Genomic DNA, 22,809 nt, shown 5'->3' with positions numbered 1-22,809 from the left:
AGGGATTCCTATCCGTGTCGAGGTGAAGGTCGAGGTGAAGGCGGTTACTTCTTTGCCGGCGCGATGTTGCCGACGGTGATGCCCTTGGGGTTGAGGTGGGCGATGTGGCCGCTCTCGGTACCGGCACCGGGGTCGATGGCGCAGTCGATGAGGGCGGGGCCGCCGGAGGCGAGCGCCTCGGTGAGTGCGGCGGTGACCTCGGCGGGGGTGGTCGCGCGGTGGCCCTTGCCGCCGAACGCCTCGATCATCAGGTCGTGGCGGGCGGTGAGCATCAGGGTGGTGGGGGCCGGGGCGTCGTCGAGGGGGTTCACGTCGTTGCCGCGGTACACACCGCCGTTGTTCATGATCACGGTGGTGACGGGGAGCCCGTAGCGGCAGATCGTCTCCAGCTCCATGCCGCTGAACCCGAAGGCGCTGTCGCCCTCGACGGCGATCACCGGCTGCCCGGTCTCCACCGCGGCGGCGATCGCGTACCCCATGCCGATGCCCATCACGCCCCAGGTGCCGACGTCGAGGCGGTGGCGCGGGACGTGCATGTCGATGACGTTGCGCGCGATGTCCAGGGCGTTGGCGCCCTCGTTGACCAGGTAGGCGTGCTGGTTGTCGCGGAGTACGTCGCGGACGGCGCGCAGCGCGCCCATGAACTGCATGGGGTGCGGGTCGGCGGCCAGGCGCGCGGCCATCTTCTCGACGTTCTGCGCGGAGCGCGAAGCGAGTTCCTCGCGCCAGGCGGTGGGGGCGGAGATCTGGCCCGGCTTGGCGCGTTCGGCGAGCGCTTCCAGTACGGACTCGACGTCGCCCACCAGCGGGGCTGCGATCGGCTGGTTGCTGTCCAGTTCCCTGGGCTCGATGTCGACCTGGATGAACTGCGCGTCGGGGTTCCACTGCGGTGCTTCGCCGTGGCCGAGCAGCCAGTTGAGGCGGGCGCCGACCAGCATCACGACGTCGGCCTTGCGCAGCGCGAGGGAGCGGGCCGTCGCCACGGACTGCGGGTGGTCGTCGGGCAGCAGGCCCTTGGCCATCGACATGGGTACGTACGGGATGCCGGTCGACTCGACGAACTCGCGGATCCGGTCGTCGGCCTGCGCGTAGGCCGCGCCCTTGCCGAGCACCACCAGCGGCCGCTCGGCGTGGGCAAGCAGCTCGATGGCCCGGTCCACGGCCTCGGGGGCGGGCAGTTGGCGGGGGGCGGGGTCGACGAGCCGGCTGAGCGTCTTGGCGCCGGTGTCCTTGTCCATGATGGAGCCGAGTACGGCAGCGGGGATGTCGAGGTACACACCACCGGGGCGGCCGGAGACGGCGGTGCGCAGGGCGCGGGCGATCCCCCGGCCGATGTCCTCGACCCGGTTGATCCGGTACGCGGCCTTGCAGAACTGCTGGGCCGCGGCGACCTGGTCCATCTCCTCGTAGTCGCCCTGCTTGAGGTCGACGAGGTGGCGCTCGCTGGAGCCCGATATCTGCACCATGGGGAAGCAGTTGGTGGTGGCGTTGGCCAGGCCCACAAGGCCGTTGAGGAAACCGGGCGCGGAGACCGTGAGGCAGATGCCCGGCTTCTTGGTGAGGTAGCCGGCTGCTGCTGCGGCGTGCGCGGCGTTGGACTCGTGGCGGAAGCCGATGTAGCGGATGCCCTCGGCCTGGGCGAGCCTGGCCAGGTCCGTGATGGGGATGCCGACGACCCCGTAGATGGTCTCGACGTCGTTCAGCTTCAGTGCGTCGACGACCAGGTGATACCCGTCGGTGAGCTCGGCCGTTGCGTCGGTGGTCGCCGCGGTGTCCGTCGCAGCGGTTCCGGATTGGGCTGTCATGGTCCGAGGTCCTCCTTGGGCAGTCCTGCCTGCGGCTTCTCCTCACACCTTCGGCAGCGGGCGCGTCCGCGTCCAAGACGTATCGGCGACCAGCCGATAAACAGCATCTATCGAGCCCTGTGGGAGCCGTGCGACCTGGTGTTTCCGCCCGCTTGATAGACGGTCCCTATCGGCTGTTCACCAGCGCGTATTGGACGCGCCCACCGCCCCGGCGCAGGCTCCTGGAGGACAGCTTCAGCAGACCGGGGTACGAGGGGGTGGGGGCCATGGCCGTTCCGACCGAGGCAGCCGTACGGGAATCGGGCCGCTACCGACCCCCCGCGGTCACCGGCCTCGTCGACCTCCTCGACCATCAGGTGCGCAGCCGTCCCCGGGCCCGGGCGCTCGTCGCCGGGGCCGACCGGGTGGAGCTGTCCTACCGCGCGCTCGCGGCGCTGGCCGACGATGTGGCGCAGCGGCTCGCGGCCACGGGACTGCATCGCGGGGACGCGGTCGCGCTGCTCTGCGCCAACACGGCGGAGTTCGTCGTGGGGTTGCTGGGGGCCGCTCGGGCCGGGCTGGTGGTCGCACCGGTCGATCCGGCGCTTCCCGCCTCGCAGTTGGCAGCCCGTCTTGATGCGCTGGGCGCGCAGGCAATTCTCGTAGGCCATCCGTCCGCCGAAGGTACCGCCGGTCTTCCGGCGTGGCCCCTGCGCGTGGACCTCTCCCGGGCGGGCACGGCGACGGTCTCGCTGGACACCGGAGCACGGGTGACACGCGAAGTCCGGTCTGCCGCACAGGAGTTGTCGCGGCAGGACGCTGTCGTCCTGTTCACCGCGGGCACCACCGACCGGGCCAAGATGGTTCCGCTCACCCACGGCAACCTCGCCGCGTCCGTGCGGAACATCTGCACCACGTACGAGCTGGGGCCCGGCGACGCCACGGTCGCCGTGATGCCGTTCTTCCACGGCCACGGACTGCTCGCGGCGCTCCTGTCGTCGCTGGCCAGCGGCGGCTGCGTGCTGCTGCCGGCGCGGGGGCGGTTCTCGGCGCGGACCTTCTGGGACGACGTACGCGCGGTGGCCGCCACCTGGTTCACGGCGGTCCCCACCATCCACGAGATCCTGCTGGACCGCTCGGCACAGGACTACCCGGGCGCGCGGGCCGCGCCCCTGAAGTTCGTCCGCAGCTGCAGCGCCCCGCTGAACCCGGCCACCCAGCGGGCGTTGGAGCGGACGTTCGGTGCGCCGCTGCTCTCCGCGTACGGCATCACCGAGGCCACGCACCAGGTGACCAGCGAGCCGCTGCCGCAGCACGGGCTCCTCAAGCACGGCACGGTCGGCCGTGCGACCGGGGTGCGGCTGCGCGTCGTGGACGGTGCGGGCCGCCCGTGCCCGGTCGGCACGGAGGGCGAAGTGTGGGTGCAAGGACCCACCGTGACCCGCGGCTATCTCGCCAACCCGGCCGAGATGGCGGGGAGTTACGGGGAAGGATGGTTCCGCACCGGGGACCTGGGCACCCTCGACGAGGACGGCTATCTCTTCCTCACCGGACGCATCAAGAACCTCATCAACCGCGGCGGCGAGAAGATCTCGCCCGAGCACGTGGAGGACATCCTCGCCGGGTGCCCCGGTGTCGTCGAGGCGGCCGTCTTCGCCGTACCGGACAGCGTGTACGGGCAGCGGGTCGGCGCCGCTGTCGTCGTGCGCGACGGCGAGAATCTCGGGCCCGAGCAGATCCTGCACTACTGCCGCCACCGGCTGTCCGCGTTCGAGGTGCCCGGCAGCCTGGAGGTCGTGGGCTCCCTTCCCCACACGGCCAAGGGCGGCCTGGACCGCCGGGCGGTGGAGGCCGCGTACGTGCGCTGACGGCCGGCGGTTACCGTACGCGGTGCTCGGCGGCCAGCGGCTGATCGAAGAAGTCGTCGAGTGCGAGCCCCGTGGCCGCGCTCACGAAGGCGCGTGCGGCGACCGAGCCCGGGGTGGCGGCGTGGATCGCCACCGACACCTGCGCGCGGGCGTCCGGTTCGACCAGCCGCACCGCCCGCGTCCTGCCGATGACGGGCATCGCGCGCAGCCACGAGTGCGGCACGATGCTCGCCCACTCGCCGACGCCGACGTGCGCGTAGAGCGAGGCGATCGAGTCCGTCTCCACCTGCGGGGTGACCACGACCCCGTTCTGCGCGAACACGCCGTCGATGAGCTGGCGGATCCGCATGTCGGGGGTGAGCAGCGCGAGGGGCAGCTGGGAGGCTTCGGCCCAGGTCATGGTGTGGGTCTGCGGCATGAGCTGGTCGCTCGACACCAGCAGCATGTACCGCTCCTCGTAGAGCGGCGTCACGACGAGGCCCTCCTCGTCGCCGGGCGTGAGGTGGGCGATGACGGCGTCCAGCTCGAACTCGCTGATCTGGCGCAGGAGTTCCTTGGTGGAAAGGCGCGACCGTACCTGCACCTTGGCCAGCGGGTGCGCGGAGCAGAACGCCCCGACGGGCAGGGCCAGCGTGGTGGAGGCGGTGGGCTCGGCGCCGAGCCGCAGTGTCCCGGTGATGCCCGACTGGACGGCGGCGACCTCGGCCTTGAACGCGTCCTGTTCGGCGAGGATCCGCTTGGCCCAGACGACGAGCCGCTCGCCCTCCGGGGTGAGGCCCTCGTAGTTGTGCCCCCGGTTGATCAGCGTGACATTGAGCTCGCGCTCGAGCTTGGCGATCGCCGCGGAGAGCGCGGGCTGGGACACGTAGCAGGACTCGGCCGCACGCGCGAAGTGCCGCTCGCGGGCGACGGCGACGAAGTATTCCAGCTGGCGAAACAGCATGGAGCCGATCCTAAGATCAACAACTCGGCCCCAGCCAGCCCTGTGCAGGCAAAAATGCGATGCCCCGCCGCGCGGGGATCACTACGCTCGTCCTGCACGCCACCATCACGCACGCGAAGGGAGCACCGGCCATGCGACACCGCAGCAACACGATCGCCGCCCCTGCTCCCCGTACGCGTTACGACGTGATGCCGGTGTCTCCGCGCGCCTGGTGACGGCTGCGCGGCCCTCACCGGATTCCGTGACGAACCCCTGACCCGAGCGAGCCCTCTGCTCTGCTCGCATGTCGCATCACCCTGTTCGTCCCCGTATCGCGCCGCCCTGAGCTTTCCCCGCCCGACCCGAAAGGCGCCGGCCGTGCGCACCCCACTCCTTCCTCTCTCCTCCGTCCGCAACCTGGGCATCCTCGCCCATGTCGACGCGGGCAAGACCACCGTCACCGAGCGCTTCCTGTTCCTGACCGGCGCGATCCACCGTCTCGGCGAGGTCCACGACGGCACGACCGTCACCGACTTCGATCCGCAGGAGCGCGACCGCGGGATCACCATCTCCGCGGCCGCTGTCAGCTGCGACTGGGCCGGTCACCGGATCAACCTGATCGACACACCAGGGCACGTCGACTTCGCCGACGAGGTGGAGCGCGCGCTGCGTGTACTCGACGGCGCGGTCGCGGTGTTCGACGCGGTCGCGGGCGTGGAGCCGCAGTCCGAGTCGGTGTGGCGGCAGGCCGACCGGTACGGCGTTCCGCGGATCGCGTTCGTCAACAAGCTGGACCGTGCCGGGGCCGACCTCGACACGGCGGTTGCCTCGATCCGCGACCGGCTGGGCACCGTCCCGCTGGTCGTGCAGCTGCCCGTCGGGCGCGAGTCCGGTTTCACGGGTGTCGTGGATCTCGTACGGATGCGGGCGCTGACCTGGGACGGTGCGTACGCCCAACAGCCCGTGCCCGACGGGCTGTTGGCGGAGGCGCGAGTGCGTCGTGCCGTACTCGACGAGGCCGTGGCCGGTCTGGACGCGAAGGCCCTGGAGGAGTACGTCCACGACTCCGCGCTCAGCGACGAGACGCTCGCCGCCGCGCTGCGAGCGATCACGCTCGGGGCGGACGGCGGCGGCGTGGTGGTGCTGTGCGGTGCGGCGTACCGCAACGTCGGCATCGAACCGCTCCTCGACGCGGTGACGGCGTACCTGCCGTCGCCGCTCGACGTACCACCGGTACCGGGCCGGGCCGCCGCCGACCCGGCGGAGCCCTTCGCCGGGCTCGTCTTCAAGGTGGCGGCGACCCCGACGGGCCGCCTCACCTATCTGCGGGTGTACACGGGAACGATCAGGAAGGGGGACCTCGTGCTGGACACGGGCGCGGGCCGTACCGAGCGCATCGGGCGGATCGTACGGGTGCAGGCCGACCGGCACGCGGAGGCGGAGCTGGCGGTGGCCGGGGACATCGTCGCCGTGGCCGGGGTGAAGGCCGCGCGCTCGGGGGCGACCCTGTGCGCACCGGATGCTCCGCTGCTCCTGGAGCCTCCGGTCGTACCCGATCCGGTCGTCTCGGTCGCGGTCGAGGCGGTACGCGGCACGGACACCGGCCGGCTCGCCGACGCGCTGGCCCGCCTCACCGAGGAGGACCCGTCGCTGCGCGCGCGGACCGATCCGGAGACCGGCCAGACCCTGCTCTCGGGCATGGGTGAACTCCACCTCGAAGTCGCGGTGGAGAAGCTCCGTCGCGCCCACACGCTGGACGTGACGGTGGGCCGGCCGCGGGTGTCGTACCGGGAGACGGTCGTACGGGGCGTGTCGGACCTGACCTTCCGGCACGTCAAACAGGACGGCGGGGCGGGCCAGTTCGCCCAGATCGTCCTCGACGTCCTGCCGTACGACGCCGGGCACTTCACCTTCGAGTCGACGGTGACCGGGGGCAGGGTGCCGCGCGAGTTCGTGCGCGCGGTGGAGTCCGGCTGCCGTGACGCGCTGACCGCGGGTCCGCTCGGCGGGCATCCGGTGACGGGGGTGCGGGTCGTCCTGACGGACGGTGCGACCCACGCCAAGGACTCCTCCGACCTGGCGTTCCGTACGGCGGGCCGCCTCGCGCTCCGCGAGGCGCTGCGGTCTGCGGCGATGGCGCTCCTGGAGCCGGTCGCCGAGGTCACGGTGACCGTGCCCGAGGACGCCGTGGGCTCGGTGCTCGGCGATCTCGCGGCCCGGCGCGGCAGGGTGTCGGGCTCGACGGTGAGGGGTGCGACGGCGGTGGTCACGGCCACGGTCCCGCTGGCCGAACTGTTCGGCTACGCGTCCCGGCTCCGCAGCCGTACCCAGGGCCGCGGAACCTTCACCACCCGTCCGACGGGTTACGCACCCGTACCGGACGGAGTGAAGGCCGGCTAGCCCGGGCCAGGTGCTGCCGTGATCCGCGGACCTCGCGGATCACGGCAGCTGTCCGCGTCGCGCTGCGGTGCGCCGGTCCAGGATCTCCAGGGCCCGGCGCCCCCAGCGCAGGTTCTCCTCCTCGAAGAACATGCCGCGCATCAGCGTCAGATAGGGCCCGATCCGGTCGCTGTCGCGCAGGAACTCCTCCTCGCTCAACTCGCCGAGGAGGTGCTGCCGTACGCGCTCGTAGCGGGCGAGCTTGCCCTGCGCCCAGCCGATGCGCTCCTCGATGTGACCGCGCACGGCGTCGACGTCGCCGACGTCCAGGGCCTGCACCTTCACCATCAGCTCGTCGCGGGCGGCGGTGGGCCGGGGCTCCTTCGCGGTGAAGGCGGCGAGATCCGCCCTGCCGGTCGCGGACAGCGTGAACATCCGCTTGTTCGGCCGGCGCTCCTGCGGCACGACCCGCGCCTCGATGAGCCCGTCGGCGGCCAGGCGCTCCAGTTCTCGGTAGAGCTGCTGGGGCGTCGCCGCCCAGAAGTTCGACACGGAGACGTCGAAGATCTTCGCGAGGTCGTAGCCGGACGCCTCGCCTTCCAGGAGTGCGCCGAGCACCGCGTACTTCAGGGACATATGGACACGCTACATCGATGCGATTACTGTTACTCGCACCTATTCAACAAATTGACCATGAGGTGACGAGCATGCTCCCCTTCCGCACGGCCGTAGAAGCGGGCGACCACACCGCGATCGAGGCGCTCCTGGCCGAGGACGTGGTCTTCACCAGCCCGGTCGCCTTCAAGCCGTACCCCGGCAAGGCCATGACGGCGGCGATCCTGCGCGGCGTCACCCGGGTCTTCGAGGACTTCCATTACGTGAAGGAGATCAACAGCACAGACGGCCGCGACCACGCCCTGGTCTTCGAGGCCCGCGTGGGCGACCGCGCGATCACCGGCTGCGACTTCCTCCACCTGGACGAGGACGGCCTCATCGACGACTTCACGGTCATGGTCCGCCCCCTGTCGGCAGCCCAGGCGCTCTCCGCCGCGATGGGCGCCCAGTTCGAGCAGATCGCCCGCGAAGCCACCGGGGACAATCCGCCCATGCACACCCAGCTGTGAGCAATCTGTGGGCCGCTCGCGGTCAATGTGAGCAATTCCATTGGGGTTTGCGCATTTCCTCACGACCTGTTTAGCGTGCAACCTCCGCACTCAAGCGGAACCAATCTCTCCGGAACGCCGAGTCCTGCCGCCGGAGAGGTCAGGACATCAACGCACCGCACCACGGCAGGAGCGGGGGACCCAGGTAAGTCGCCGCGATCCAGCGATCGCGGCTAGGGGTGAAGCCGTGCAGCGCACGGCCGGGCAGCTCCAGCCCGAATCCGACAGCTCACCTCGCAGGCGTGGGAGAGGAACGCAGATTCATGCTGCCCACGAATGACGTGACCGCACGCAGGCCCCGCCGCACCCGCGTCCACCGCCTGGTCGCCGGAATGAGCCTCGCCGGGGTCGGCCTGGCCATCCCGCTGGTCTCCGCGACCACCGCGTCCGCCGCCCCGGCGCAGGCCACGACCGCCTCCGCGTCCGCGACCCAGGCGACCGCCACCTCCACGAGCTCCGCCAAGAGCGCCGGGACGTACACCGTCGCGGCGGGCGACTGGCTCTCCGGCATCGCCAAGAAGAAGAACGTCAGCGGCGGCTGGGAGAAGCTCTACGAGCTCAACAAGTCCGAACTGACCGACGGCGCCGACCACATCTACCCCGGCCAGGTGCTGAAGCTCACCGGAACCGCCACCAGCAGCAGCTCCTCCTCCGACACGAGCTCCTCGACGTCGTCGGACAGCGCTTCGACTTCGTCGAGCTCCTCGTCCGCCTCGTCGGCCTCGACCTCCACCTCGACCACGTCGAGCTCCAGCAGCACCACCGCGTCCGGCACCATGGCCGCCGCGACCGCCTACGCCGAGTCGCAAATCGGCACCCCGTACGTCTACGGCGGCTCCGACACCTCCGGCTGGGACTGCTCCGGCCTGACCCAGGCCGCGCTCGCCAAGGCCGGCATCTCGATCCCGCGCGTGGCCAACGACCAGGCCGCGGCCAGCACGCACGTCTCGCTCGACTCGCTGCAGGCGGGCGACCTGCTGTTCTGGTCCTCGGACGGCACCGACGCCGGTGTCTACCACGTGGGCATCTACATCGGCGACGGCAAGTTCGTGCAGGCCGCCAACCCGAGCTCCGGCGTCATCTACGACACGATCTCCAACTACACCCCGGACTTCGCCGGCCGCATCGGCTGAGTCTCCAGCGCTCGAAAGCGAACGGCCTGCCGGGCCCCGAGGGGTCCGGCAGGCCGTTTTCGCGCGCCGCGTCAGGTCAGGTCAGGTCGGATTCTGCGTGAGCAAGTGCGCCTTGTACGCCTCGCCGTACGTGCTGGTGGGCGTGCCGTTCCAGTCGGCGATCAGGTCATTGCCGCTGCCGGCGCACACCCCCCACGGATTCCACGTCCAGGCCAGGTAGCCGACACCCTTGCTGTCCGCCCAGTCCGTCACCTGGTCGAGATAGTCGTGGGCGCAGGTGTTCTGGCCGACCTCGCCGGCCGTGACCGGCACCTGGGCCGCAACCGCGCCGATCTGACTGTCCCAACAGGCCGCCGTCACGCAGGCGTTGAAGTTGTACGAGTGCCATGAAGCCATCAGGTTGCCGGCCGGGTCGACCGGCTTGTAGGTCAGCCACTGGGTGAGGTCGTTGGTCCAGGTCAGGCCGCCGGTCATGACCACATTGGTGGCGCCGGTGTCCCGTACCGCGTTGAGGAGGGTCTGCATCCCGGCGACCTTGTAGTCAATACCCGTGCAGGTGCCGCCGTCGCGCAGGCAGGTCCAAGCCTCAGTGGCATCCGACCAGTTGTTCGCGGCGTCCGGGTAGGGCTCGTTGAACAGGTCGAAGACGACCGCGTCGTTGCCCTTGAACATCTGGGCCACCTGGGTCCAGAAGGCCGGTGTGTACTGTGCGTCCGGCATCGGCTTCTGGCAGGTCGCCTTGGCGTCCGCGCAGCCGGCGCCCGGACCGCCGTACTGTCCGTAGGTCCAGTGCAGATCCAGGATCGGGTTGATCCCGTTGGCCACGAGCAGATCCGCGTAGTCCTTGACCGCCTGCCGGTACGCCTCGCCGCTGACGCCGTCCGCGGGCACATCGGCGGTACCCAGCCAGCACTCCTCGTTCAACGGCAGTCGGACCGCGTGGATGTTCCACGCCTTCATCGCGTCGACACTCGCCTGGTCCGCCGGGCCGTCGAACACCGGCTTGCCCTGGAAGCAGGCGTACTCGCCGCCGGAGCGGTTGACGCCGAGCAGCCGGTACGTGGCGCCGCTCGCGGTCCGAAGCTGGTTGCCCGAGACGTGCAGGGCCGGAGCCGGGCCACCGGCGTCCTGGCCGGTGACGGCCACCTTGGCAGGGGCGGAGGTCGTCGTCGCGCCGTCGTCGTCGACGGCGCGCGCGCTCAGCGCGTAGTTGCCGCGAGTGACGTTGGTCCAGGCGAAGGCGTACGGAGCGGTGGTGTCCGAGCCGATGACCGTGCTGCCGTTCAGGAATTCGACCCGGCCGACCGAGCCGTCCGCGTCGCTTGCAGTCGCCGCCAGGCCGATGGTGGCCGGGGCCTCGAACGAGGCGCCGTCCTGCGGGCTGGTCAGATTGACCGAGGGCGGCTTGTTCTCGGACGGCGCGCCGGTGCAGGGCACACCGTTGAGCGCGAAGTCGGCCGGCTGCGGCAACGGGTTCGGCGGCGAGGTGCCCGCGGCGGTGCGGGTCCACTCGCCTTGCAGACCGACGCTGCTGCTGGTCTGGCCCGTGGCGATGGTGCCGTTCCAACCGGCATCGGTGGCCGTGACCGACGTCGCCCCGGCAAACGTCGCGTTCCAGCCGCCGGTGGCGGTCTGACCGCTCGGCATCGTGAACGTCAGCTTCCACCGAGTCGTCGGATCGCCGAGATTCTTGATGGCGAGTGTGGTGTTGAAGCCGCCCGAAGTGGGGGTGGACTGCCAGGTGCTCAGATTCAGATAGGCGACTTCACAACCGGCGGTCGCGGCCGAGGCAGAGGACGGCACGGCTGCCGTACCTGCCGCGATCAGCAGCGTTGCGGCTAAACCGGACGCGATACGGAATCTTCGGTGGCGCATGGGATCTCCTCGCTCATGAAGGTGGGGGCTCTGGAGCATGGGAGCGCTCCCACCCTGCGGCAGCCCCATGAACCTGTCAAGAACCTGCACCAAGAGCGTCGCCCTGGTGAAGTCCCCCAGTCACCAGGGCGACTGGGGGACTGGGGGACTGGGGGACTTCACTATGTTCCCGAGGGGCGAGTTGGACCGGGAGCCTACGCGTCAACGAGCACTATTCGGGTCGAAGCGCGGTGCGGAGCAGGTGCACCAGATCATCTGCCGGGTAACCGCATGCGCGGGCGCGGTGGGCCGCCTGGAGGATGAGCTGGGCAAGGATCTTGCCGCAGTGGCCGTCCCGGTCGCGGCCCATCCACTCGTCCGGCTTCTCGATGCCGAGACCGGTCATGACCAGCCCGTTTTCGCGGCGGATCTCCTCCACCGTGTCGGTGACCGCCGCCAGGAGCGTGTCGCCCGGACGCTCGCACAGCAGCGCGAACGAATCACCCCAGCCCTCCGGTACGCAGCCGTGGGGAGGACGCGCACGCAGCCGGGCATACCGGTCCTCCAGTCCGTCGGCATCCCGCACGCTCATGCCGAACGCGTCGTGTTCCAGGGCGAAGCGATGGTGCCCGAGCGGCAGGGGCGGAGGCGGCGGAGTGTAGGTCCAGCCCGCGTTCTCGCGCAGAACCCGCTCGACCTCGTCCCGGTCGGCCGAGGTGAAGGTGAAGCCGGTCTCCATGTTGGTGCCGGTCGTCGTGCCGTCATCGTGGCGGCGAAAGCTCAGGCCCATGGTGTCTGCTCCTCGGCTCTCCGGTCGTAGGTGATGTCCCTTGCCGCCGACGGTAGGGGGCGCCACTGACATTGCTGCACATCCCGCCCAGAACACCCGGAAGAGGGAGGCCCGTTGGAAGCAGCACCGACCGGCTTCGGCGCGGCCTACGCTGCGCCCTGGCTGTTCATCCGTCCGCCGGAGAGGCAGGGGCACCGAGGTCATGGGCGAGTACGTCGTGTCAATCGAGCTGGGTGAAGATGGCCGATGGACGTCCACTGCGGACGGGTTGATCGGGGAGGGTGCGGGGTTCACCGCGGCGCGAGACGCCTTGAAGGATGCCTTCTACGAGCGCGACGGACAGGAGCCCCGGCTGCGGCGGGACCGTACCGAGGTGCCGATTCCATCGGCTGCGGAAAGAAATCCGGAGCGGCTGATGGCATTCCTCGCTGCGGAGGCCACGGGGTACAAGGGCGGCAACGGTACAGATCTGGTCGCCCGGCAGCGGGAACTGCTCGCGGTGGCGCGGCACGAGGACGCAGAAGCTGGTGAGGACGGGGACGAGTCGGATCGGTGGCGGGTGGTTGCCTGGTGCGTACAGACCGCCGGACTTGTCGTACTGGGCCGGGCGCGCGAACCGGAAGAGTCCTCGCCCCAGGAGGAGAAGGCCGATCCGCGGTCGGCCGGTGACCCCTTCCTCGCACGGTGGCGGCCGTACGAACTCGACCGGCTGACGGACATGGTGCCGCCGGTCCCGCGCACGGTCGACGGCATTATGGCGGCGCTCGACGATTTCTCGCGCCCCCGGGCATGGAAGGAACTGCTGGGCGCCGAGTACGGACCGCAGCTGGAGCGCGCCATGATCCACTGGTGGCACACGGCCATGCAGGGCCACCCGGGGCCGCTGCGCAAGGCGGTGGAGCGGATCGAGGGAGGAGAGCGGGGAATCGCGATGACGGATCTCGCGTCGTCGCGGGCGCTTGACGATCTGCGGCGCGATCTGACGGAGCGTGAACGGGACGCCGAGCAACGGCAGTTCCGCTGGGAGGACGAGAATGGAGCGGTCCGGCGGCAGGCGGAAGAAGACGGATATGTTGCCGACCTTGAGCGGCGGCTGCGGGAGGTGCGGGACCGTCGCGAGTACGTCGACCAGGACCAGGTGTGGCAGACGGCGGTGGGCCGTATGTGCGCCTCGGTCACACCGCACGCATACCGGATGCCAGTCGATCCGGCTTTCCTCGACGCGCTGGACAAGGGCCGCCGGGCAGTGCTCCCGCTGCCGGCGAAGCCGTGGCGGCGATCCATCGGCGCCGAGCCACATTTCGTCCTGACCGTAGAGGGCCACGGGGACGAGCGGATGCTGCTGGCCCGTACAAACGCCACACGTCAGTACGCCACGCTCGTTGCTCTCCGCGCCGCGGAGAGCAACGAGTGCGCGCTGCCGGCGCAACGGGAACCCGGCTGGGGCGAGGAGCCTGTCATCGCTTTTGAGCTGATCGCCGTGGAGCGTTGACTGCAGATTTGTCCTGTCGCCCGATCAGTACGTGTCACTGCTTGCCGAACGCGCCACGTCCGTACGGTTCTCGCAGTCCGAGGGCGCGCAGGGGCCAGTGGAGGTGGACGCTCCCGGCGGTTCGTGGACGGCAGTCTTCACCCGCGGCGATCACGCGGCGGACGGCTGGCTCGCGGTGTACAGGCAGGTCTGCGCGGGCAGTTGAACACCGCGCGGCGGATGTCGGGGCACCCTGCGCGCCGGTTGCACGGACTGCGGTCACCCCGGAGGAATCAGAGGGCGCGCCTCATTCGGGCCTACGGCCGTGTGCGCTCGATCCGGTATGTCCGACGACCATCTCGGCGCTCATTGGTCTACTGCCAGAAACACTCGTCGAGAACGAGCTGTGGGTCTGTGGCACGGGGCGTGAAGTGGTACCGCAACCACCCACGGCCATAATCGAAATAGAGGACGTGCTCGCCGCTGGGACGGGTGGACTGGACGGGCTCGACGCTCATCCCGGCCGGCAGGTCCCGGTCGGTGTCGATGCCTCGGAAGTAGGGATCTCGTGCGGTGACCAGCTCGGCGCGGGCGGCGTCCACGAGTTCCTGAGCGTGCTTGGGGAGCGCGTTGTGGTTGTCCTCGGCACTCTTGGTCCAGTCGGCTTGCCAGGGCGGGCCCATGAATTCATTTGTCACTGGCCGGGGTTCACCTGTGCTGCCGTGCGACGGATGTGTCCGGCCTCTTCGATGAGGGCCTTGGCGCGGGTGTAGTCGGGTTCCTTTGCGGCCTCGTCCTCCAGGCGGTGGACCGTGGCCTCGAGCCGCGGATCACGGGAGAGGGCGTACTCGCTCCACCAGCGGGCCATGAAGGCGGGCACCGGCGCCAGGTCGTACGCGTCGGCGATGTCCCGGCGCCAGTGCCGGTCGAAATCGACGAGGAGTTTCGGCGCGTACTGGGCGATGGCGGCGCGAAGTGCCTTGGGGTTCCTCTCGGGCATCGGGGGAACGACCCCGGCGTCGTGGGCGGCTGTGGTCATGAGTAGAGATCCCTTTCGCGAAGATGCGGAGGTCAAGCGACCGTGGCCGGTTCCTGTACAACGGTGGTCACGATCTTGAGGCGACCGTCGGAGTAGGCCACCAGAAGCGCCTCGAAAGCGGCGGAGATCGAGGTCCCGCTCTGCATGGCGCGGCGCTCGGCTGCCGCCCAGTCTGCATCGTCGATCTTGATGAGTTTCGCCGTACGGGAGGCGACGACTGGGTTGTCGGCGGGGTCGGGTGTGATCCGGCCATGACCGTAGGCGGCGACTAGGCGGCCTCCGGTCCAGCCAATCGGACGACTGTCGTGCCGTTTACTCTTCTCACCTGCGCGTTTCCATACGGAGTTGTCCACGTACAGCGAGTGCTGCCGTTCGGGCATGGGGAGTCCTCCTTCGCACTGCGACACCAGATTACTACCTCTTTTTGAGATAGCCCCAGCTTCCCGGGAAACCCGACCGGCATCTGGGGCCGGCAAGCGGTTGCGCGGCGCGTTCGATGAGGAGAGCGGGCCGGTCCAGCTGAAGATCCTGGTGGACGCGCATGAGCGACTTCGGGCCGACCAGGTGGAGCAAAGCTCGCAAATCTGACATTTGGGGGACTTGAACCCCCACGGCAACTTAGAGGCAAACCCGCAGGTCACCCGCCTGATCCGCTTACCCCTAGAGGGGCGCCTCAGTCGACCGCGAGTCGCCCACACGAAAAATCCCCTGGTCAGCGCACCGACCAGGGGATATCAATACGTGTCCGAGGGGGGACTTGAACCCCCACGCCCGATAAAGGGCACTAGCACCTCAAGCTAGCGCGTCTGCCATTCCGCCACCCGGACAAGGTGTCTGTCGTTCGCGGTGTGTTCCCCGCGGCGACATGGAAAACAATACCAGGGGATCGGGCGTGCCAAAAACACGATTTCGCGCTGCAGGGCTTCCACCTGGGGGTTCTCAGAGGGTGATCTCCACCAGGTCCAGTCCGGTGAGGGAGGCCAGGGCGCGCAGGTCGGGGAGCAGGCGGCCGGTGGACAGCGCCCAGTGGTGGCCGACTCCGCTCGCGCTCCAGGCGTCCGTCCACTCGCCGGGGTCGGCGCCGAAGTCGACCCGTGACGTCGTGTTGCCGATCTTCAGGAGCGGGCCTTCCACCACCGTCCCCTCCGAGGCGACCAGCTTGTACGCACCCTCGCGGGTCTGGCCGAGACCCAGCAGGGTGACGGGTCCGGGCCGGACGTCGAACTCCACGGAGACGCCCCAGCCGCGTTTGCCGTGATAGACGCCGAGGCCCCGCAGGAGGGGGCGGCCCCGGCTGATCGCCAGGTGGCCGGGTCCGTCGTGGCCCATTTCGACCACGCCGTCGCGGAAGTTCAGCGCCTGGAGCTCGGTGAAGGAGCCGCCCGCGCCGAGCCGGTCGGCGATCAGCATGGCGAGGGAGGTACGCAGCTCGTACTCGCCGCAGGCCGGGATCCCCCGGGCGGTCAGCAGGGAGGCGCCGAGGATGACGCCGGCCCCGAGGCGTTCCAGGATGTCTCCGCCCAGGCCCCGGTGGTAGTAGGCGAGCGAGTCGAGGTCGAAGTCGGCGACCAGGCGGTCCAGGCCGGCCGAGACGCGGGCGGCCCATCTGAGGTCGTCGGCGTCGACCGAGTCCGCGAGGTCGAAGACCCGGCGCGTCTCGGCCAGCTTCGCCTCGACCTCGTCGTCCTTGATCTGTTCGACGCGGACCCGGAGGTCGTCGAATTCGACGACCTCGACATGACCGCCGAGCCGGCCGGGGACCATCGTGAGATCGGTGGAGACGTCGTACATCCCGGGATAGAGGTGGCCCATCAGGCCGTGACGGCCCCGGCGCAGTACGGAGCGCACACCGGCGGCCCGTATCCAGCGGCCGATCCGCTCCCAGGCCCGTTCGTCGTCGAGGTGGCCGGAGACCGAGCGGAACGCGACACCTGCCCGTTCGAAGGCGTTGGCCATTTCGGGGAGCGGGCAGGCCCCGCAGTAGGCGAGCCAGTCGCCGGTGTCGAAGGAGTCGTGGTCCATGGCCTCGGTCGGCTGGAGATTGATGAGGAGGACCGGAGCTCCGCTGCGCTGGGCCACGGGGAGCAGCATGGTGGCGGTCATGTACGTCGTCAGGAAGCCGACGATGAGATCGCAGTCGGCGGCGCGCAGCTTCTCGGCGGCCGCGGCTCCGTCCTGCGCGTCGGAGATGAATCCGACGTCGACGACCTCCGCGTCGAACTCCTGCATCCGCGCCGCCACGCGGGCCGCGGAGCGCTCCAGTTGAGGGAGAAGCGCGGGGAACTGGGGCCAGTAGGCGCCCAGTCCGCCGGCGACCAGTCCGATCCTCGGCCTGCGGGCGACGGCCGGTGTCCGTGCGGGTGTGGTCATGGCTCCCGGAAGCTAGGCGCGTCCGGTGGCTTCGTCAATGGAAACATCAATTCACGCTGCCGCATGTTGGATTCACATGAGTAACAACTAACCTGAATCCAGGGCGAATTGGCGCGATTCGGGAATGGTTGCGCAGCTCTGCAGCACTCTTGACACCCGTCTTGAGGGGCTCATAGTGTCCACGCCACAGATTGGACGTTAGATTTCACACTTCCGGCGCGAAGGAAGGACGTGCTCGTGTCCGGTCCCTCGGCAGCGGACGCAGGAGTTCTCGCTCCCTACGCCCTGAGATGCGATCACCGTTCCACTCCGCTGGGAATCGATGAGCCGGCCCCGTTGCTCTCGTGGCGGCTCGCCTCCGGGCACCGCGGCGACGATCCAGTCGCCCACCGGGTCCGGGTCGCGCTGCGCCCCGAAGATCTCGACGACGGTGGCAGCCCCCTCTGGGACACCGGCCGCGTCGAGGATCCCGAGGCGGTCGGAGTGCTCTGCGAGGGGCTCAGGATCGCACCCCGTACCCGCTACTTCTGGCAGGTCCAGGTGTGGTCGGGCCTGGCGGAGGCGCCCACAGGGGCCCGGTCCTGGTTCGAGACCGCGTTCACCGACCGCAGCGCCTGGCGGGCCGCCTGGATCGCGCACGACCCGCGGTCGATGGAGGTCGTGGACGCGCCCACCGAGGGGGTCCGCGCACTCGACAGCCACGGACTCGCGCCCTGCCCCCGCCTGCGGCGCGCCTTCACGGGAGGTGCTGTCTCGCGGGCGCGGCTGTACGTCAGCGCGCGCGGCCTGTACGAGATGCGGCTCAACGGCGAACGGGTCGGCGACGCCGAGCTCGCTCCCGGCTGGACCGACTACAACCACCGTGTCCAGTACCAGACTTACGACGTCACCGACCTCGTCCGCGACGGGGAGAACGTGCTCGGCGCGACCCTCGCCGACGGCTGGTGGAGCGGCTTCGTCGGCTTCGAGCCGCGGCGCGCCGGCGCCCACTACGGCACCGCCCCCGAACTCCTCGCCGAACTCCACCTCACCCGCGCCGACGGCACCACCGAGGTCATCGCCACCGACCGCTCCTGGCGCAGCCACACCGGCGAGATCCGCCACGCGGATCTCCTCATGGGCGAGTGCCACGACCTCCGCCGCACCACCCCCGGCTGGGATCTGCCCGCCTTCGACGACAGCGGCTGGGCACCCGCCCTCGTCGGGGAGAAGACCGATCACCACCTCCTGGTGGCCTCCGTCGACGAACCGGTGCGCGCCACGGCCGCGCTGCGACCGCGCTCGGTCACCCGGGTCTCCCCCGACACCCACATCGTCGACTTCGGCCAGAACCTCAACGGCCGCGTACGGCTGAGCACCGGACCCCTCGCCGACGGCGCGCGCGTCGTCGTACGACACGGCGAGACCCTGGACGAGAAGCAGCGCCTGTACACCGCCAATCTGCGGACCGCGGCCGCGACCGACACCCTGATCGGCGACGGCCGCCAGGACACGGTGTTCGAGCCGCGCTTCACCTGCCACGGTTTCCGGTACGCGGAGATCAGCGGCCTGCCGCAGCTGCACGAGAACGACGTCGTCGCCGTCGCGCTGCACAGCGACACCCCCTGGTCCGGCGAGTTCGACTGCTCCGACGCCCGGATCCGCCGACTCCACCGGTGCATCACCTGGGGCCAGCGCTCCAACTTCGTCAGCGTGCCCACCGACTGCCCGCAGCGCGACGAGCGGCTCGGCTGGCTCGCCGACGCCCAGGTCTTCCTCCCCACGGCCGCGCTCAACGCCGATGTCGCCGCGTTCTTCACCAAGTGGCTGCGCGACGTCGACGACGCCCGCACGCCCGACGGCGGGTTCACCAATGTCGCGCCGCGCCTCGCCGGAGTCGCCGACGAGGGCGCCCCCGGCTGGGGCGACGCCGGGGTCATCGTGCCCTGGCACCTCTACCGCACGTACGACGATCCGCGCTTCCTCTCCCGTGCGCTGCCCTCGATGCGCGCCTGGGTCGATCTGATCCATCGTCACAACCCTTCGCTGATCTGGCAGCACCGGGTCGGACCGCACTTCTCCGACTGGTTGGCCCCCGGCACCCCGACCCCGCGCGACGTCGTCGCCACCGCCTACTTCGCCCACAGCGCCCGCCTCACCTCCCTGGCCGCGGGCGTCCTCGGCGAGGACGAACTCTCGCTCTCGTACGGGACGTTGGCCGACTCCATCCGTGACGCGTTCGTCGACCGCTTCGTCACCGCCGACGACTCGGGTGTGCGGATCGCGGGCGACACCCAGACCGGGTGCCTCCTCGCTCTGGCGTTCGGTCTGCTGCCCGAGGAGCACGAGGCGGCCGTCGCACACCGGCTCACCGAACTGATCGAGGCGGCCGGCTGCGCCCTGCAGACCGGTTTCCTGGGGGTCGCGCTCGCCGCACCCGTCCTGGACGCCCACGGCCACGCCGGCCTCGCCCACCGCCTGCTGCAGCGCACCGACCCGCCCTCCTGGCTCTTCCCGCTGCTCCACGGCGCCACCACCATCTGGGAGCGCTGGGACGGCTGGACCCCCGAGTCGGGGTTCCGGGCGCCGTCGATGAACTCCTTCAACCACTACGCGCTCGGCTCGATCGGCGAATGGCTCTACCGCGGCGTCGCCGGCCTCGACCAGATCCAACACTCCACCGGATACCGGCAGTTGAGCATCCGCCCGCGCCCCGGCCCCCTCGCCGGGGCCGGAGCCCGCCACGAATCGGTGCGCGGCACGGTCGCGGTCCGCTGGGAGCGGCACGGCGACACCCTGGACCTGTACATCGAGGTGCCGCCGGGAGCGAGTGCCGAAGTGTCCGTGCCCACGACGGACCCCGCCTCCGTACGCGAATCGGGTACGGAGCCGCAGGAAAGCCGTCACATCGCGCTCGTCGCCACCGCACCCGGCCACGCCGACTACCGCGTGGCCTCGGGCTCGTACCACTTCACCGCGACCCATCCCCCGGCAGCCGCACCGTACGCCGGAGCTCACGAGGAGGACACACCATGACCACGGGTTCCCGCAGCAGGCCCCGTCCTGGCACGGTCGGCCGCCGGGGTTTCCTCCGCCTGGGCGGCGGGGTGGCCGCGCTCGCGGCGCTCCCGCCCGTACTCGCGGCCTGTTCGAGCTCGTCCGGCAGCTCGGGGAAGCTGCGGGTCGTCGGCGTCGCCGACCAGCAGAAGCCGCTCGAAGAGCTCATCGCCCTGTACCGCAAGAGCCACGGCGACGCCGACTTCGCCACCTCCTTCGCACCGGTCGAGCAGGTCCAGACGGCGGTGCGCACCCAGCTCGCGGGCGGCAACGCCCCCGACATCCATGTGGTGTATCCGGGCAGCGGCAGCTCCATGTCCATGGTCGAGCTGGAGAAGGCCGGGCTGCTGGCCGATCTCAGCGCACAGACATGGACCAAGGGCATCCCCGCGACCTTCGACGCCGCCTACCGCGTCGAAGGCAAGACGTACCTCTACTCGGCGGGCAGCAGCACCATCGGCGCCATCTACAACAAGAAGGCCTTTGCCAAGGCGGGGGTGCAGCCGCCCACCACCTGGAACGAACTCCTCACCGTCTGCGCCAAGTTGAAGGCCAAGGGCATCGTGCCGATCGCGCTGGGCGCACAGACCCCCTGGGTCACCCAGCTGATCACCTACGCGCTGGTGCCCAACGCCGTGTACGCCGAGAACTCCCACTTCGACGACGACATGACCGCGGGGAAGGCGACCTTCGCCGACTCGGGCTGGGCCGACGCCATGACGAAGTACAAGGAGCTGCAGACCCGCGGCTTCTTCAACGACAACCCCAACGGCACCACGTACGAACAGCAGACGTCGATGGTCGCCTCCGGCAAGGCGGCCATGGCCGTGCAGGTCTCGGCCGTGATGTCCGCCTTCCGCGCGGCCACCACCACACCCGACGACCTGGGGATGTTCCCCTTCCCCGGCGGCGACGACGCGGCGAAGCTGTGGATCCCGGCGGGCATCGTCGTCGGCCTGGGCATCTCCAAGCGGTCCAAGAATGCGGCGAAGGCCAAGGAGTTCATCGAGTTCCTGGGAACGCAGGAGAACCTCAACCGCTGGTGCACGGCCGTCTCCGCGATCCCCTTCAAACGCGACGCGTCGACGAAGATCGACCCGGCACTGAAGGACTTCCTGCCGATCATCGACGCCAACCGCACGGTCCCCTTCATGGACCAGCGCTGGCCCAACGCCGAGGTGCAGCCCGCCCACTTCGCAGCAGTGCAGGACCTCCTCGCGGGCAAGACCGATGTGAAGGGCGCGCTGGGACAGATGGACGAGGCCTACAGGAAGAAGTCGTGAAGCGTCTCCACCGTGATACCACCGTCCCGCCGTGGGCGTTCGTCGTCCCCGCGCTGGTCGTGTACGCCGTCGTCGTCCTCTATCCGAGCATCGCCGGGGTGGCGTACGCCTTCACCGACTGGACCGGCATCGGCAGCTTCTCCTTCGTGGGGCTCGACAACTTCCGGGCACTGCTCGACGACCACCGCGCCCTGGACTCCGTGGGCAACACCCTGCTGCTGACCGTCGCGATCGTCGTCGTACAGAACCTCGTCGGCCTGCTCCTCGCGCTCGGCGTCCACACCAACATCCGCAGCCGGCAACTGCTCAGGGTGATCTTCTTCGCGCCCGCGGTCGTCAGCCCGGTGATGGTGGCCTTCCTGTGGAAGTACGTCTACAACCCGGACCCCCACGCCGGACTGAACGGCGTCCTCGGCGCCCTGGGCCTGGGCGGTCTGCGCCAGGACTGGCTCGGCAACCCCTCCCTCGCCCTGTGGTCCGTCGCGGCGATGGTGATCTGGCAGTACGCCGGCTACTCGATGGTCGTCTTCCTCGCCGGGCTGCAGGGCGTCCCCGCGGAACTCCACGAGGCGGCCCGGATCGACGGCGCCGGATCCTGGCAGCGCTTCCGCTATCTCACCTGGCCGATGCTGGCTCCCGCGCTGACCGTCAATCTGATGCTGTCGACCATCGGGGGCCTCAAGCTCTTCGACCAGGTCTACGCCGCGACCAACGGCGGCCCCGGCACATCGAGCGAGACGCTGTCGACCGTCCTCTACAAGGAGGCGTTCGTCTACGGGAAGTTCGGCTACAGCACGGCGGTCGCCCTCGTCCTCGCCCTGTTCGTCGCCGCGGTGTCCCTGGTCCAACTCCGCTATCTGCGCGCCCGGGAGATCACCGCATGAGCCGAGTCCGTCTCTCGCCGCGCTACGGCCGCTATCTGCTCGAACTTGTCATGATCGCCGTCGCGGTCGTCTTCCTCTTCCCCGTGTACGCGCTCATCACCCTGTCCCTCAAGGACTCCCCGCAGATCGCCTCCTCCCCGCTCGGGCTGCCCTCGCCGCCCACCCTGGACAACTTCGGCAACGCCTGGAGCTCGGCCTCACTGGGATCCGCCCTGGTCAACAGCACCGTCATCACCGCGGGCAGTCTGCTGCTGCTCATCGTGCTGGGCTCCGCGGGCGCGTACACCCTGGCGCGGCGGGCGCGCGGACTGGGCTACGGGCTGTACATCCTGTTCCTGCTCGGCATCGTGCTGCCATTCCAGCTGGGGATGATCCCGCTCTACAAACTGGTCGACGACCTCGGACTGCTCGGCACGTACCAGGGCATGGTGCTCTTCTACACCGGCATCCAACTCCCGTTCACCGTCTTCCTGTACACCGGATTCATCCGCGCCCTCCCACCGGACTACGCGCACGCCGCACTGATCGACGGCTGCAACCACCGCCAGGCGTTCACCCGGGTCGTCTTCCCGCTGCTGCGCCCGGTCACCGGGACGGTCGTCATCCTCAATGCCGTCTTCATCTGGAACGACTTCTTCACCCCGCTGCTCTACCTGGGCGGATCCGGCAAGGAGACGGTGCCCGTGGCCGTCTTCTCCTTCGTCGGCCAGTACGTCTCCGACTACGGTCTCGTCTTCGCCGGACTGGCCCTGGCCGCGCTGCCCATGCTCGTGATCTTCCTGCTGCTGCAGCGCTATGTGATCAAGGGCTTCGCCGGCGGGCTCAAGGGCTGA

Annotated in this window: 20 protein-coding genes, 1 tRNA gene and 1 riboswitch; of the genes, 11 read left to right on the top strand and 10 right to left on the bottom strand. The window is 69.7% G+C overall.

What is annotated here, in order from left to right; translation table 11 throughout:
• Positions 1-44 precede the first annotated feature (44 nt).
• Positions 45-1,805: an oxalyl-CoA decarboxylase gene (oxc, locus tag OG707_RS34885; protein ID WP_329125574.1), complete on the bottom strand. Its 1,761-nt coding sequence runs from the start codon at positions 1,803-1,805 to the stop codon at positions 45-47.
• A 266-nt stretch (positions 1,806-2,071) separates the two neighbouring features.
• Between oxc and OG707_RS34880 the strand changes: the two genes are divergently transcribed.
• Positions 2,072-3,652 (top strand): FadD7 family fatty acid--CoA ligase, encoded by a 1,581-nt coding sequence (locus tag OG707_RS34880; protein ID WP_329125572.1) that lies wholly within the window; start codon positions 2,072-2,074, stop codon positions 3,650-3,652.
• A gap of 10 nt (positions 3,653-3,662) precedes the next feature.
• Here OG707_RS34880 and OG707_RS34875 read toward each other — a convergent pair whose 3' ends face one another.
• Positions 3,663-4,595, bottom strand: a complete 933-nt coding sequence (locus tag OG707_RS34875) for a LysR family transcriptional regulator (protein ID WP_329125570.1) — start codon at positions 4,593-4,595, stop codon at positions 3,663-3,665.
• 59 nt (positions 4,596-4,654) lie between these two features.
• Here OG707_RS34875 and OG707_RS34870 point away from each other — a divergent pair, with 59 nt between their 5' ends.
• Positions 4,655-4,810 carry a hypothetical protein gene (locus OG707_RS34870; RefSeq protein WP_329125568.1) on the top strand — a complete coding sequence of 52 codons (156 nt, stop codon included), beginning with the start codon at positions 4,655-4,657 and terminating at the stop codon, positions 4,808-4,810.
• Positions 4,811-4,952: 142 nt separating this feature from the next.
• Entirely contained in the window at positions 4,953-6,974 is a 2,022-nt protein-coding gene (fusA, locus tag OG707_RS34865; protein WP_329125566.1) for an elongation factor G, read from the top strand.
• Between the two features lie 39 nt (positions 6,975-7,013).
• Here the strand turns inward: fusA and OG707_RS34860 are convergent, their stop codons facing one another.
• Positions 7,014-7,589 carry a PadR family transcriptional regulator gene (locus tag OG707_RS34860; protein WP_329125564.1) on the bottom strand — a complete coding sequence of 192 codons (576 nt, stop codon included), beginning with the start codon at positions 7,587-7,589 and terminating at the stop codon, positions 7,014-7,016.
• A gap of 71 nt (positions 7,590-7,660) precedes the next feature.
• Here OG707_RS34860 and OG707_RS34855 point away from each other — a divergent pair, with 71 nt between their 5' ends.
• On the top strand, positions 7,661-8,077 hold the full coding sequence (locus tag OG707_RS34855; protein WP_329125562.1) for a nuclear transport factor 2 family protein: 417 nt from the start codon (positions 7,661-7,663) through the stop codon (positions 8,075-8,077).
• A 143-nt stretch (positions 8,078-8,220) separates the two neighbouring features.
• A riboswitch (cyclic di-AMP (ydaO/yuaA leader) is annotated at positions 8,221-8,374 on the top strand.
• Positions 8,375-8,379: 5 nt separating this feature from the next.
• Positions 8,380-9,249 carry a C40 family peptidase gene (locus OG707_RS34850; protein ID WP_329125560.1) on the top strand — a complete coding sequence of 290 codons (870 nt, stop codon included), beginning with the start codon at positions 8,380-8,382 and terminating at the stop codon, positions 9,247-9,249.
• Between the two features lie 81 nt (positions 9,250-9,330).
• On the opposite strand, the gene OG707_RS34845 is transcribed toward OG707_RS34850, so the two are convergent.
• Together OG707_RS34845 and OG707_RS34840 are read right to left on the bottom strand one after the other, a co-directional pair.
• Positions 9,331-11,124: a cellulase family glycosylhydrolase gene (locus tag OG707_RS34845; protein ID WP_329125558.1), complete on the bottom strand. Its 1,794-nt coding sequence runs from the start codon at positions 11,122-11,124 to the stop codon at positions 9,331-9,333.
• 211 nt (positions 11,125-11,335) lie between these two features.
• Positions 11,336-11,893: a hypothetical protein gene (locus tag OG707_RS34840; protein WP_329125556.1), complete on the bottom strand. Its 558-nt coding sequence runs from the start codon at positions 11,891-11,893 to the stop codon at positions 11,336-11,338.
• Positions 11,894-12,095: 202 nt separating this feature from the next.
• Between OG707_RS34840 and OG707_RS34835 the strand changes: the two genes are divergently transcribed.
• Positions 12,096-13,385, top strand: a complete 1,290-nt coding sequence (locus OG707_RS34835) for a hypothetical protein (RefSeq protein WP_329125554.1) — start codon at positions 12,096-12,098, stop codon at positions 13,383-13,385.
• 31 nt (positions 13,386-13,416) lie between these two features.
• On the top strand, positions 13,417-13,590 hold the full coding sequence (locus OG707_RS34830) for a hypothetical protein (RefSeq protein ID WP_329125552.1): 174 nt from the start codon (positions 13,417-13,419) through the stop codon (positions 13,588-13,590).
• A 148-nt stretch (positions 13,591-13,738) separates the two neighbouring features.
• Here the strand turns inward: OG707_RS34830 and OG707_RS34825 are convergent, their stop codons facing one another.
• From OG707_RS34825 to OG707_RS34805, 5 genes are all read right to left on the bottom strand, one after another.
• The gene (locus OG707_RS34825; RefSeq protein WP_329125550.1) at positions 13,739-14,062 is read right to left on the bottom strand and encodes a hypothetical protein; all 324 of its coding nucleotides are present in this window, start codon (positions 14,060-14,062) and stop codon (positions 13,739-13,741) included.
• Entirely contained in the window at positions 14,059-14,403 is a 345-nt protein-coding gene (locus OG707_RS34820) for a DUF6247 family protein (protein WP_329125548.1), read from the bottom strand. Before OG707_RS34820 ends, OG707_RS34825 begins: the two co-directional genes overlap by 4 nt.
• 32 nt (positions 14,404-14,435) lie before the next feature.
• On the bottom strand, positions 14,436-14,783 hold the full coding sequence (locus tag OG707_RS34815) for a hypothetical protein (protein WP_329125546.1): 348 nt from the start codon (positions 14,781-14,783) through the stop codon (positions 14,436-14,438).
• A 362-nt stretch (positions 14,784-15,145) separates the two neighbouring features.
• Positions 15,146-15,230, bottom strand: a tRNA-Leu gene (locus tag OG707_RS34810).
• Positions 15,231-15,342: 112 nt separating this feature from the next.
• Positions 15,343-16,773 carry an L-fucose/L-arabinose isomerase family protein gene (locus OG707_RS34805; RefSeq protein ID WP_329125544.1) on the bottom strand — a complete coding sequence of 477 codons (1,431 nt, stop codon included), beginning with the start codon at positions 16,771-16,773 and terminating at the stop codon, positions 15,343-15,345.
• Positions 16,774-17,004: 231 nt separating this feature from the next.
• Here OG707_RS34805 and OG707_RS34800 point away from each other — a divergent pair, with 231 nt between their 5' ends.
• Genes OG707_RS34800 through OG707_RS34785 form a run of 4 tightly spaced genes read left to right on the top strand, consistent with a single transcriptional unit; the run spans position 17,005 to position 22,809 of the window.
• Positions 17,005-19,788 carry a family 78 glycoside hydrolase catalytic domain gene (locus OG707_RS34800; RefSeq protein ID WP_443071430.1) on the top strand — a complete coding sequence of 928 codons (2,784 nt, stop codon included), beginning with the start codon at positions 17,005-17,007 and terminating at the stop codon, positions 19,786-19,788.
• Entirely contained in the window at positions 19,785-21,092 is a 1,308-nt protein-coding gene (locus OG707_RS34795; protein ID WP_329125540.1) for an ABC transporter substrate-binding protein, read from the top strand. Before OG707_RS34800 ends, OG707_RS34795 begins: the two co-directional genes overlap by 4 nt.
• Positions 21,089-21,976 carry a carbohydrate ABC transporter permease gene (locus tag OG707_RS34790; RefSeq protein WP_329125538.1) on the top strand — a complete coding sequence of 296 codons (888 nt, stop codon included), beginning with the start codon at positions 21,089-21,091 and terminating at the stop codon, positions 21,974-21,976. Before OG707_RS34795 ends, OG707_RS34790 begins: the two co-directional genes overlap by 4 nt.
• A complete protein-coding gene (locus tag OG707_RS34785; protein WP_329125536.1) occupies positions 21,973-22,809 on the top strand; it encodes a carbohydrate ABC transporter permease in 837 nt (278 codons plus the stop codon). The genes OG707_RS34790 and OG707_RS34785 overlap by 4 nt, the downstream gene beginning before the upstream one ends.

This window comes from Streptomyces sp. NBC_01465, from assembly GCF_036227325.1.
Taxonomy (GTDB): Bacteria; Actinomycetota; Actinomycetes; order Streptomycetales; family Streptomycetaceae; genus Streptomyces.
The sequence above is the reverse complement of the archived record's forward strand: the minus strand, read 5'-3'. Positions and strand labels throughout refer to the sequence as shown.